Below are 13,452 nucleotides of genomic sequence, written 5' to 3'. Positions count from 1 at the left end.
ATATACAATGACTATCATGGGTATGTTGATTAAGTGATTAATGATTCAGTTAAATTGCTAAAAATTTTAGTACATCCCCAATTGTTCCTTAATGAAATGATAAAGTCAAAAAGTAATTCTACTAAAATTAGCATTATTCAAAAGTATTAGCTAATATTGTTAGTGTAAATGTACAATAAATTTTTATAATTGCAAATAAAATTAGCAAAAATGTCATTTTTTGGAAAAAACATTAAAAAAATACGAAGCGTAAAGGGATTAAGCCAGCAGGCTTTTGCAGAGCTTTTTGACCTGAAACGCGGTACTTTGGGAGCTTATGAAGAGGGTAGAAGTGAACCTAAAATTGAAACCATTATTAAAATAGCTAATTATTTTAGCATACAAATAGATGCTTTGCTAACTAATGAGCTAACTGTAAATGAACTTTTAAAGTTTAAGGGAGATCTTACTACATATGCAGAGGATGTAAAACGCGAACAATTTCCATTAATTCCATGTATTACAGATAATACATCAAGCGAATATGTTACATTATTCGATAAGGAAAATTTTATTAAAGAATTACCTACCATTCAATTACCTATTAATCCTGCAAAGGAGTTTAGAGGTTATACAGTTTCTAATCTAGAAATGACATCACACGATAATGGTTTCTATCCTAAAGATATTGTAATTGGAGAAAAGGTTCCTTCTCAAGTAATAAAAAAATTGAATAATGGAACTCTGGTTTTTGTTGTTGTGGATGATAAGTTAATTTTTAGAAGATTATATATCACAAAAAACAGTGCAGTATTACGAGCTGATCATAAAAATATTGAGGATGAAGAGTTTCCTGTTGCTGATATCAAAGAGATGTGGAGAGTACGCTATGTATTCTGTAAACGTATTCCTGAATTTGCAGATCAGATGCAAGATAAATTATTGATGATTGAACAGGAGCTCATGAAAATGAAAGATAAGCTTAAATAATTATATTAAGAGTTTTGACTACAGTAAGCCAGCTCTATGAAGTCTTTGTTTTATAAACGTATTAAATGGTTGAATAAAGTTTATGTATAGAAAACATAAATATAATAAGTAAAGATTATTGTATTTTTAAGTATTCTAAAATTTAAACTCTTTAAACTTTTAATATGGAAAATCACAATCAAGCAAGCACATCATCCCATGGTTCGAGTTACAATATAAATGGTGAAGGCATGTGTCCTTTTCTGAATGGAGCTTTAAAGCAGGGTGCTGGTGGTGGAACATCAAATAGAGATTGGTGGCCGAATCAGTTAAAATTGAACATTCTTAGACAAAACTCCTACTTATCTAATCCTATGGATAAGGATTTTAATTATGCAAAGGAGTTTAACGCTCTTGATCTTACTGCGATCAAGAAGGATCTTTTTGAATTAATGACGGATTCTCAGGATTGGTGGCCTGCCGATTATGGTCATTATGGTCCATTTTTCATTCGTATGGCTTGGCATAGTGCGGGTACTTATCGAATAGCAGATGGTCGAGGCGGTGCGGGTTCAGGAACTCAGCGTTTTGCACCACTGAATAGCTGGCCGGATAATGGAAATCTTGATAAAGCACGTTTACTATTATGGCCTATTAAACAGAAATATGGCAATAAGATTTCTTGGGCAGACCTAATGATTCTTGCAGGGAATTGCGCTTTAGAATCAATGGGTTTCAAGACCTTTGGTTTTGCGGGTGGTCGTGAGGATATTTGGGAGCCTGAAGAAGATATTTATTGGGGTGCTGAGACCGAATGGTTAGGAGATAAACGTTATGCTGGAGATCGAGAATTAGAGAATCCTTTAGGTGCGGTCCAGATGGGATTGATCTATGTAAACCCCGAAGGCCCTAATGGTAATCCAGATCCAGTAGCATCAGCCGTAGATATTAGAGAAACTTTTGGGCGTATGGCGATGAATGATGAAGAAACAGTAGCGTTGGTTGCTGGTGGTCACACTTTTGGGAAAGCCCACGGTGCGGCTGATCCCGATAAGTATGTTGGTAGAGAACCTGCAGGCGCAAGTATTGAGGAGCAAGGTTTAGGTTGGAAAAACACCTTCGGCAGTGGTTACGGTGACGATACTATTACCAGTGGTATAGAAGGTGCCTGGACACCAAATCCAACACAATGGGATAATGATTATTTTGATGTTTTATTCGGCTATGAATGGGAATTAACTAAGAGTCCGGCGGGAGCACATCAATGGAAACCAACTGCCGCATCATCGGCAAAAACCGCTCCTAAGGCTCACGACTCGTCCAAAACCCAAGATCTTATGATGACCACCGCAGATATGGGGTTGAAAATGGACCCTGTATATGCAAAAATCTCAAAGCATTTTCAGGAAAATCCTGATGAGTTTGCTGATGCTTTTGCTCGTGCTTGGTTTAAGTTAACACATCGTGATATGGGGCCAATTGCTCGTTATCTTGGTCCAGAAGTACCTAAAGAAGAATTGATATGGCAGGATCCAGTCCCAGTTTTGACTCATCAATTGATTGATGAAGAGGATATTGCAGCTCTAAAAAGTAATATACTGGCTTCTGGTCTGTCAGTATCTGAACTAGTATCAACCGCCTGGGCTTCTGCTTCTACTTTTCGAGGGTCTGATAAACGGGGAGGGGCTAATGGTGCTCGAATTCGTCTTGCTCCTCAGAAGAATTGGGAAGTAAACAATCCAGATCAACTTGCTAAAGTATTGGATATATTAGAAAGAATCCAAAATGAATTTAATACTACACAGACTGATAAAAAAGTTTCGCTGGCAGACACTATTATTCTTGCCGGATGTGCAGGTGTTGAAATGGCAGCAAATAATGCCGGTCATAAGATTACGGTGCCATTTACACCAGGACGAACAGATGCTTCACAAGAGCAAACTGATATAGAATCTTTCTCAGTTCTGGAACCCATGGCGGATGGTTTTCGTAACTACATTAAAGGTCAGTATGAGATTTCTGCAGAAGAGATGTTGGTTGATCGAGCACAGTTGTTAACACTTACAGCGCCAGAGATGACTGTTCTTGTTGGAGGATTGCGTGTTATTAGTACCAATTATGATCAGTCTAATTATGGGGTTTTTACAAATCGTCCAGAAGCACTCACCAATGATTTCTTTACAAACCTATTGGATATGAGTATTACCTGGAAAGCAACTTCTGAGTCCGATGAATTGTTTGAAGGTCGCGATCGTAAAACAGGCGAGCATAAATGGACTGGTTCTCGTGTAGATCTTATCTTTGGCTCTAATTCAGAACTGCGAGCAATTGCTGAGGCCTATGGTTCGTATGATTCTCAAGAGCGATTTATAAATCATTTTGTTGCTGCCTGGAGCAAGGTTATGGATCTTGATCGCTTTGATCTAGCTTAGTTTAGTACTCAGGAATATTTAATAATATTACAGGTGGTTTACAATAAACCACCTGTTTTTAATAATCAGAATTATTATATGGATGCTCTTTTTAATGCTATTCGATCCTCGGATTTAGAAACTATAAAAACGATTCTTGATAATAACCCAAATTTGGTATCCTCAAAAGATACAAGAGGGTCGACCCCTTTATTGTTGGCTGCTTATTATGGTTTGGAAGATGTTGTTAAAGCTATTTTGAAATACAATCCTGATATTAATGCAAAAGATGGAATGGGTAATACCGCTTTGATGGGAGTTTGTTTTAAAGGACATTATACTATTGCTAAAATATTAATAGATGCAGGGGCAGATGTAAATCAAAAGAATAACAATAATGCTACTGCTTTAATCTATGCGGCAACCTTTAGTCAAAAAGAAATCATTATATTACTACTAGAAAATGCAGCAGATATAAATATTAGAGATAATCGTGGTTATACTGCCGAGATGCATGCAAAAGATCAAGGGTTGGACTTTTCAGAACTATTAGACCTGACATCGTGAGTGAGATTGAAAAAATAGAAAGTATAAAATCTGTCAATATCAGATCCACGGACATCAAACGTAGATTGTTGATGTCATCTGATATGGTAGATGCTTTTGAAACTTTTTTGCAAGAAAATATAAGTGATGAAGTATTGGTGGTCAATACTAATATTGGGATGGAAGTTTATTACTACTCAAAAAATAATTATAGTGATTTTATTAAGGAAAGTGTTCTTTTGTATACCATAAAGAATACAGATCATTCAAAATTAAAATTCACTAATAATCAAAATAGAGAAGCAGTATATCAAAGTTTTTGCAAAGCCTTGATGACTTTCGCTCAATATCCTCAGATTTTTTTGGCGTATACTAAAAAGTTTATTCACGTAAAGCAAAAGAATAAATCTAGTATGCACGTAATACCAATTCTTAATAGTTTTTTCGAGGAAGTGTTTGCTTTTTTATCCAAGACAGGTAAAATTCCGCATTTCGAAAAAATAACTAAAGCAAAAAATAAATCTCCGAAATCGGATCCTGACAGTTTAATTATCCAAGATTTAATTTCGGAGATTTTATTAAAGAAGCATTATAATTAAGTAAAAAATTGCTTTGAAAGCTTTAATGCGAATTCAAAGTAGTAAGTTTGAACCTCTGCCTTTGTAAGCAGTCAAGCTCACCTCGTTATAAAGCTATTTTGTTAAAACTCTGCATTAAGTGGCGTTCTCGGGTAAGGAATTACGTCTCTGATATTACCCATTCCTGTTACGAAAAGCACTAATCTTTCGAAACCTAAACCAAAGCCACTATGTGTACATGTTCCAAAACGACGTGTATCTAGGTACCACCATAACTCTTCTTCAGGTATATTTAATGCAGCCATTTTTTCTTTTAGTACATCTAGTCGTTCCTCTCGCTGAGAACCTCCTACGATCTCTCCGATCCCTGGAAAAAGTATGTCCATAGCCCTTACTGTCTTTCCATCTTCATTAAGACGCATGTAGAACGATTTAATATCAGCTGGATAATCAAATAGGATTACAGGGCATTTAAAATGTTTTTCTACTAAGAATCTTTCGTGCTCGCTTTGTAAATCTGCTCCCCATTCGTTAATAGGAAACTTAAATTTCTTTTTCTTGTTAGGTTTAGAATTTTTGAGGATTTCTATAGCTTCAGTATAACTTACTCGCTTGAAGTTATTTTCTAAAACAAACTTTAGCTTATCGCGAAGTAACATTTCTGAACGTTCTGCTTGAGGTTTTTGTTTATCTTCCTGTACTAAACGGTTTTCTAAAAATTCTAAATCATCTTGGCAATTGTCCAATACATATTGGATAACATATTTTATAAAATCTTCTGCCAAATCCATGTTCCCATCCAGATCACAAAAAGCCACCTCTGGTTCAACCATCCAGAATTCTGCAAGGTGACGAGAGGTATTAGAGTTTTCTGCCCTAAAAGTAGGTCCAAAAGTATATACCTGGCCTAATCCCATAGCGTATGTTTCTGCTTCTAATTGTCCGGATACAGTAAGGTTTGTTTCACCACCGAAGAAATCTTCTTTGTAATCAACCTCACCATTTTCATCTTTAGGAACATTGTTTAGGTCGAGGTTGGTTACTTTAAAAGCCTCACCAGCGCCTTCTGCATCACTTTTGGTAATAACAGGAGTATGTACATAATAAAAGTCATTTTTCTGAAAGTATTCGTGTATCGCAAAGGATAACTTAGATCGCATACGCATAATAGCACCAAAAGTATTGGTTCGAACTCTTAAGTGAGCTTGTTCTCTTAGTTTTTCGAGCGTATGACGTTTTGGTGAAAGAATAGTAAGTTTTAGCTCCTCTGGATCAGCATCGCCTTCTATCTGTACACCAGAAACCTGTATTTCTACACGTTGTCCTTTTCCCTGGCTTTCTACTAATGTACCAGTTATAACAATAGCTGCACCAACATTAATTCTATCCTGAGTAGCTGCATCAACAACGTTATCATCTAAAACACACTGGATGTTTTTGATAGTAGATCCATCATTAACCGCTATAAAACGATCATTACGAAAAGAACGAACCCAACCTTTAACAGTTACTGGTTGTAATAGTTTATCACTTTGTAGAACTTCTATTACTTTAGTATGCTTCATTTTATGCTAAATTTTCTGAATTATATACATCTCAATTTTGTTGTCATATATCAATGACCAATTGAGATATTAAAAAGTGTTGTAAATTTTAAGGTAGCAAAGATAATTTTTTAATCTGATTGATACATCATCTTCTGAATTCAAAAAAAAAAGATCTATTCGAAAAAAGATGTTTATGTGTTTGGTTAAACTTTCAATAAATTATAATGAAAAGTTAAAAATCTGACGTTTTTTTGAAGTGCCAATTCTATAAAATAATCTGAAATACGGTTTTTTGCCCGTTTTTTTAGGGTTTTTTGAAATTTTTCTGATAAAAATTATCAAAAAACCGATTTTTATTTATTTTTTAAATATCTGAAAATCAAAATTTTATAAAGGTTTACAGGATTGTACTAGTCTAAATAATGTTAAAATTTTACTATTTTTTGGCAAAAGGGGATTTTTCCCCCCTACAAGCTATTTTAAAATACAAAAAGGCGCTGTATCTTGTAATTGCAATTATGACGATTGTGTTTACGTTAAGTTTAGTTCGATAGGTTTTGGGGTAATCTATCTTACAGAAGTCCCGTTAAATTTTTAACGGGATTTTTTATTTTATAATTTTATAGAAAAGTTAAATTTGGGGATTATTCCTCTTCTTCGCTAGGAATGATTTTTAAAGAAGGTTCCTTTAGGGTCTTTTTGTTAGCAATACTTCTTTCTAAAGAGAGTAGTAGAGAAGGCAACAATAATAAATTAGCTAACATTGCAAATAACAAAGTAGTAGAAACCAACCCTCCTAAGGCCTTTGTTCCTCCAAAACTGGATATCATAAATACAGAGAATCCAAAGAAAAGAACTGTAGAGGTATAAAACATACTTACTCCTGTCTCCCTTAACGCGGCAAAAACTGATTTTCTAATACGCCAGTGGTTAGATTTTAGTTCTTGTCGGTATTTTGCCAAAAAGTGAATAGTATCATCTACAGAGATACCAAAAGCAATACTAAATACTAATATAGTAGATGGTTTTATTGGCACACCCAGATATCCCATTAGACCTGCTGTCATAAGTAATGGTAGAAGATTAGGGATAAGTGAAATTAAAATCATCTTAAATGACCTAAACATCCAGGCCATAAATAACGCTATAAGTATTACAGCTAACCCAAGAGAAAAAGTAAGATTCCAAACGAGATAATTTGTGCCTTTTTGAAATATCAGTGCTCTACCTGTAAAGGAAACATCGTATCGGTCTTTAGGAAATATCTTTTCAATTTTAGGAATCAAGTTAGCTTCTATTCTCTCCATTTCCTCGGTTCCTACATCTTTCATAAAGGTGGTGATTCGTGCATACCTATTGGTAGAATCTATATAGCTTTTCATTGCTCCAGCTTCATTTCCGAAACTTTTAGCATATGGTAATATGAAATTTCTTTCCTGACTGGTTGGAATCTGATAATACTTAGGGTTACCATTGTAAAAGGTTTGTTTGGCGTACTTAACCAGATTGACAATGGAAATAGGTTTAGATAGCTCTGGTGTTTCCTCAAGTAACTCTTCTAACTGTTCCATTCTGCGTATTGTAGGCAGTTTCAGAACACCTTGTTTTCTTTTAGTATCAATGAAAATTTCTAATGGCATAATACCATCAAATTCATCTTCAAAAAACTCGATATCTTTAAAAAATGCAGCTGATTTAGGCATGTCTTCTAATAGACTGCCAGATACTTTTATAGTATAGATACCAATTATACTTACGATTAAAATAATTACAGAAGAAAAATATATGGTAATTCTTCTGGTCTTAACCATATGCTCCATCCAGTCTACCAGTCTTTCGATCCATCTTCTTCCCAAGTGTTTTAAGTGTCGTTCTTTAGGCTGAGGCATATAACTATAAATAATAGTAATCACTAACAAGCACAGAATGAATAACGCTATAATATTAAGTGAAGCTACAATACCAAATTCTTTTAAAAGCTTACTCTCAGTTAAAGCAAAAGTGGCAAAGCCAGAAGCAGTAGTTACGTTGGTCATTAATGTTGCATTACCAACTTTAGTAATTACACGTTGCAATGACTTGGCTTTGTTACCGTGTTTCTTGATCTCATGTTGGTATTTGTTGATTAGGAATATACAATTGGGTATTCCAATTACAATAACTAATGGAGGTATAATAGCAGTGAGTACAGTAATTTCATATTGTAAAAGTCCTAAAAGTCCAAAAGCCCACATTACACCTATGATAACCGCAGTCATGGATATAAACGTAGCTCTAAAAGATCTAAAAAAGAAATAAAAAATTAAAGAAGTCACTATAAGTGCAGCCAGTATAAACACCAGGATTTCATCCATGATGTTCTGAGAATTCATCGTTCTAATGTAAGGCATCCCCGAAACCTTAATATCCACATTGTACTTTTTCTCAAAATCTTTTACAGATGGGTTAAGCGTACCTTCAATAAACTTTTTTCTAAGGCTAGTATTGACAATACTCTTTTTTAAGTATAAAGCGCTTTGTATTGTTTGATTTTTATTACTAAAAACAAGACCTTCATAGAATGGAAGTTCATTAAATAGTTCATGCTTATATTTGGATACTTGTTCCTGTGTGTAATTCGTGTCTTTTATAAATGGGATTAGCTCAAATCGGGCAGGGTTATCCTCTTTTTTTAGCTTTTTTAAATCCGCGATAGAGATTACTACATCAACTTCTTCATATTGCTTAAAAGAATTATTGAAATCGTTCCAAGCTTTTAGCTTTTGAGGAGTAAATAAAGTACTATCTTGAATTGCCATAACAATTAGATTACCTTCTTCTCCAAATTTATCCAGAAATTTTTGGTAGTTGACGTTTATCTCATGATCATCGGGTAATAGATTGGCTTCAGTAAAGGAAAGCCTCATATGTTGCCATTGAAAACCTAAATAAACGGTAATCCCGATAATTCCAAGAAGTATTACTGCTCTGTTACGAAGTATAATTCCAGCTAGGGTATTCCAAAATCCGAAACTTAATAATTTTGCCATCCTTTATTTTCGTTGTGCAAATGTAATGATTTGAGTGCGTATTCACTTTGAATTATTGCAAAGAAACCATTAATTAGGCAAAAATTAAAGTTTTAAATAAAAAGTGAATTTAAAGGAGATGTTATCACTAAAATCCGATAGGTGATATGCTCCATATCGATATGCAAAACTTAATCCAAAACCGGCAAATAATTTATTAATTTCAAAACCAGATTCTTGATAACCATGTTGTAATGAATTAAAGTCAACTCCCTGGTGGTTATCTCTATTAGTAACATCACCTATGGCGTATCTGGAAATAAGAACCATCTCTGGTTTAAGCCAACTTGTAATTTTAAATGGTCTAAGTTGATGTCTTATTTGTAATGTGGCCAGTTTATCACTAAAAAACTCACTAAAAAACATGGTTTCAAAACTTCTCCTACCGGCTACAGAAAATCGTTGAAAAACAGTTTCTTTGGTAGGTGCATTTGGATAAGCATGATACAAATGAGTTAGTGGGATGTCACCTATGGCAATATCACCTTCCAGTAGAAAACTAGTCCTGGATTGATTTAACCTGTTGATCACATATTCGCCCTTGATTCCCATTTTACTATAACTAAAATTACTGTCCAATACATCTTTAAATCCTTGAGTATATTGTGCAGTTATTTTTGGGTAACCGTCATAAATTTCTTTAAAACCGTTGGGTGTTTTTAAAAACTCACTAAAAGGACTCCATCTAAGCGCTATAGTAGATTCAGCGGTTTTATATGATGAGAAAATATTGCCATTATTAAGATAGGTATAATTTCCGGTTTGGTCAATATCACTAACAGACAACTGTGTCTCTGAAAAAAGTTTTGGAGAAACCCTATGTTGTAGGCTGGTGCTCCAGGTTTTATGTTTATAATAGAAATCAATATTAACTAATCTGGGTTCGAATAAAGAGTATACTCTACGATCTGTAAGATAAAAGAAGCTTCCTACTTCTTTTAAATCATCTGTATAATTGAAGTTAAGCCAGGATTCTGAGTTTCTATTCAGAAGAACTCCTCCACCAAGACCATATTTAAATTTTCCATCTCTAAAACCATAAACTAAATATCCTTCCAGCCTGAATCGATTGGAGAGTTTTTCATTTGTTAAACCACCAAGTCCTAGTCTTAGTCCCTCAAAATTGTTATACTTAATCGGGTAAGTGAGATCAAAGTCAAAGAAGCCAACTGGATAATATCCTATATTAAAACTTTGGATAACATTAATCCGACGTTCTATGTTTTGGGCCTTTACTATACTATCAACAACCGGAAAAGAATTGAGATCTTTTTCTGTAATAGCACTAGTTCTATACTTTTTCCAATATTCCTCAGATCTTTTTGTAGCTTCGGGGTCAATTTCTATAGTAGCTAATCGACTTTTTATCTGAAGTTTGGGGTTTAATTTTACATCAAACAAATCTGTTTTAGAGACTAAAAAATCATTATTGCCTGTAAAACTTTTTTTGTCATTACTTAATCTTCCAACAGATATCTGTCCTCCAAATAAGCTAACTTTTTGTTTTCCTATACCAGGTTTAATGATTACCTCTTGATTAGAAGGGAACCATTTTTTGTTGTCAGCATAATATTTAAAATTATGAGTCGCCATTATATTCAGCTCTCCTCTAACCTCGGCTACGGCTTTTTGGAGAGCAAGTGTTTCCATGTCTAGATATAAAACCCCTTCTAAACTTGCTATTCGTTTAGCTCTACGAGGTTGAAATAAAACGACATAAGCAGGTCTTTCACTTTGCGTTGTGTCTAATACTTTATAATAATAATTTTTAATCGCTCTGTTTGATAAAGGGCCTGCATACTTATTGTCAAAAATGGTGTAATCTTCTTCGTATAGCGAATTAGATTGCACTTTAATGCCTAGAACATCATAAACTGGTTTTTTAAAACCAGTCATTCTAGTCGCTAAAACTGTTTCTTTTTCTTCTTTGCCCTTGTTAAACTTGTATTGGCTAATTTTTTCTGATAAAAAAGAATGTGTGTCATTAAAAATACGTTCAATTGCTACATTGGTAGTGTCTGGATTATCTATTCTAGCTTGATTGTCTTCGGTGATTTTGAATTTATTATAACTCTTATAACTATAACTCTGTAGTGCTTTTTGGGGATTGTTTAATGTTTTTCTTTTAATTGCTTCTTTAATAATATTTGTTGCAATATTTCCTGGAATATCTAACTGAATAGTTTCTAAACTTTCTTCTTCAGGAGTAAGTCTAACTTCTATTTTTTTAATATCTCTGGATTGAATTAAAAATGTTCTGGTTTTATAACCAAGATAACTAATAGTAAGTTTGATAGGGTATGCATCACATCTAATAACAAATTCTCCAATAGAAGAGGTTAATGCATAAGAGGAGTCGTTTCTTACTGTAGCAAAGGGTAGTGGTGCATTGGAGCTTTCGTCAATAACAGTTCCGGTAATGCTAATTTGGGATAGTAAGACGAAAGGAGTAAAAAGTAAAAACCAGAAAAATTTATTTCGCATTATCCGAATGAGTTCATTAAAAGCCGAAGATACAAAAAAAGTGTTTCTGACCAGAAACACTTTTTTTTATATGATATACAGTTGTCCAGGGATTAAACTGTCATGATTTCTTTTTCTTTTACAGCCAACATATCATCAATTTTTTTGATGTATGAGTTCGTCAATTCCTGAATATCTACTTCTGCATTTTTAGACATATCTTCAGATAATCCATCTTTTTCTAATTTCTTGATCTCATTATTCGCATTCTTACGATCGTTACGAACACCAATTTTAGAATCTTCGGCTTCAGCTTTTGCTTGCTTTACAAGATCCCTTCTGCGTTCTTCTGTAAGCGGCGGAACATTAATAATTACGCTCTCACCATTATTCATTGGATTGAAACCAAGATTAGCAATCATAATTCCTTTTTCAATTTCTGGAATAAGGGATTTCTCAAAAGGTTGTATTGTGATTGTTCTTGCGTCAGGAGTGGTTACATTTCCTACCTGATTTAATGGAGTGGGGGAACCATAATATTCCACCATAACCCCTCCAAGCATAGCGGGAGATGCTTTTCCAGCTCTAATGTTAAGTAATTTTTTTTCCAAATGAGCTACTGCACCTTGCATAGCTTCTTTAGCTGAGTCTATTATAAAATCTACTTCTTCCTTCATTTTTTTAGTTCTTTTCTTTGACCAATCAAAAAATGAGCCAATATGATAATTAAAGGTTTACTCTAGTTCCGACAGATTCTCCAGAAACTACTTTTAGCAAGTTCCCGTTTTTATTCATATCAAAAACTATTATAGGTAATTCGTTTTCTTGACTAAGCGTAAAGGCAGTGGTGTCCATCACCTTTAGACCTTTGCTTAATACATCATCAAACGAAATAAAATCAAATTTTGTTGCATCAGCATTCTTTTCAGGATCCGATGTATAAATTCCATCTACACGAGTACCCTTTAGAATCACATCCGCATTAATTTCAATAGCTCTAAGTACCGCAGCAGAATCTGTGGTGAAATACGGGTTTCCTGTTCCGCCACCAAAAATGACTACTCTTCCTTTTTCTAAATGGCGAAGTGCTCTGCGACGAATAAAGGGTTCCGCCACTTCATTTATTTTTACAGCGGATTGTAATCGAGTTGGAATACCAGAGTCTTCTAAAGCACTCTGTAATGCTAATCCATTAATTACAGTGGCTAGCATGCCCATATGATCTCCTTGTACGCGATCCATTCCTTTGCTAGCTCCTGCTACTCCTCTAAAAATATTACCTCCACCAATTACAATTGCTACTTCAACACCTCTTTCTGTAATTTGTTTGATTTCATTAGCGTATTCTGCCAATCTATTTGGGTCAATTCCATATTGACGTTCGCCCATTAAAGCTTCGCCGGATAGTTTTAGTAATATTCTTTTGTATTTCATTGCTTAATTGTAGTGTGGTGCAAATATAATGATATTCTTAATTTAGAAAATACTTTTATGGCAAAGGTATTTTTTTTGAATCTCTAAAGAAAAATCAAAATTAAAAAACCCCTGTAAAAAAGGGTTCTTTTCCCCCAGCCCTTGTATTGATTGGCTTTGAATTATGTTATACGTTTGCCACAGGAAAATAAAAAAAGGGGAAAACAAAAGATTTGAGGGGGATGAGAAATATTTTTGTAATAGCGATTAGATGTTTTTTCAGAGTTAGCATATTTATTAATAATATAATATGTTCATTCTAGACTGATTGGGGAGTCGGTCTTTTTTGGGGTAACATTTTAGAGGGGTCTAAAATGTTTAGAGAAAACACTAAATGCTGTGAAGAAAGTATTTTGAAAAATGAGGAAAACCCGCTTCTTATTCAGAAGCGGGTTTTGATCTTTTTCGCTCGGTGCGA

The 13,452-nt window shown here is 34.2% G+C and carries 9 protein-coding genes; 4 read left to right on the top strand and 5 right to left on the bottom strand.

Annotated elements, in window-relative coordinates; translation table 11 throughout:
- Positions 1-210: 210 nt before the first annotated feature.
- The 4 genes from J8M14_RS01620 to J8M14_RS01605 all read left to right on the top strand — a co-directional run bounded on the left by J8M14_RS01620 (position 211) and on the right by J8M14_RS01605 (position 4,504).
- The gene (locus J8M14_RS01620; protein ID WP_211072594.1) at positions 211-969 is read left to right on the top strand and encodes a helix-turn-helix transcriptional regulator; all 759 of its coding nucleotides are present in this window, start codon (positions 211-213) and stop codon (positions 967-969) included.
- A 164-nt stretch (positions 970-1,133) separates the two neighbouring features.
- Complete coding sequence (gene katG / locus J8M14_RS01615; protein ID WP_211072593.1) at positions 1,134-3,380, top strand: catalase/peroxidase HPI; 2,247 nt, start codon at positions 1,134-1,136, stop codon at positions 3,378-3,380.
- Positions 3,381-3,413: 33 nt separating this feature from the next.
- Positions 3,414-3,926, top strand: a complete 513-nt coding sequence (locus J8M14_RS01610; RefSeq protein ID WP_348772820.1) for an ankyrin repeat domain-containing protein — start codon at positions 3,414-3,416, stop codon at positions 3,924-3,926.
- Positions 3,923-4,504, top strand: coding sequence for a hypothetical protein (locus J8M14_RS01605; RefSeq protein ID WP_211072592.1), 582 nt, complete (start codon positions 3,923-3,925; stop codon positions 4,502-4,504). Before J8M14_RS01610 ends, J8M14_RS01605 begins: the two co-directional genes overlap by 4 nt.
- 101 nt (positions 4,505-4,605) lie before the next feature.
- On the opposite strand, the gene asnS is transcribed toward J8M14_RS01605, so the two are convergent.
- The 5 genes from asnS to pyrH form a co-directional block, all read right to left on the bottom strand.
- Positions 4,606-6,048 (bottom strand): asparagine--tRNA ligase, encoded by a 1,443-nt coding sequence (gene asnS / locus J8M14_RS01600; protein ID WP_211072591.1) that lies wholly within the window; start codon positions 6,046-6,048, stop codon positions 4,606-4,608.
- 626 nt (positions 6,049-6,674) lie between these two features.
- The gene (locus J8M14_RS01595) at positions 6,675-9,059 is read right to left on the bottom strand and encodes an efflux RND transporter permease subunit (RefSeq protein ID WP_211072590.1); all 2,385 of its coding nucleotides are present in this window, start codon (positions 9,057-9,059) and stop codon (positions 6,675-6,677) included.
- 84 nt (positions 9,060-9,143) lie between these two features.
- Positions 9,144-11,582 (bottom strand): DUF5686 family protein, encoded by a 2,439-nt coding sequence (locus J8M14_RS01590; RefSeq protein WP_211072589.1) that lies wholly within the window; start codon positions 11,580-11,582, stop codon positions 9,144-9,146.
- Positions 11,583-11,674: 92 nt separating this feature from the next.
- Positions 11,675-12,238, bottom strand: a complete 564-nt coding sequence (frr, locus tag J8M14_RS01585; RefSeq protein ID WP_211072588.1) for a ribosome recycling factor — start codon at positions 12,236-12,238, stop codon at positions 11,675-11,677.
- A 49-nt stretch (positions 12,239-12,287) separates the two neighbouring features.
- Complete coding sequence (gene pyrH / locus J8M14_RS01580) at positions 12,288-12,995, bottom strand: UMP kinase (RefSeq protein ID WP_211072587.1); 708 nt, start codon at positions 12,993-12,995, stop codon at positions 12,288-12,290.
- Positions 12,996-13,452 lie beyond the last annotated feature (457 nt).

This window comes from Aquimarina sp. MMG016 (genome assembly GCF_018100805.1).
Taxonomy (GTDB): domain Bacteria; phylum Bacteroidota; class Bacteroidia; order Flavobacteriales; family Flavobacteriaceae; genus Aquimarina.
This window is presented reverse-complemented; position numbering and strand designations above follow the sequence as displayed.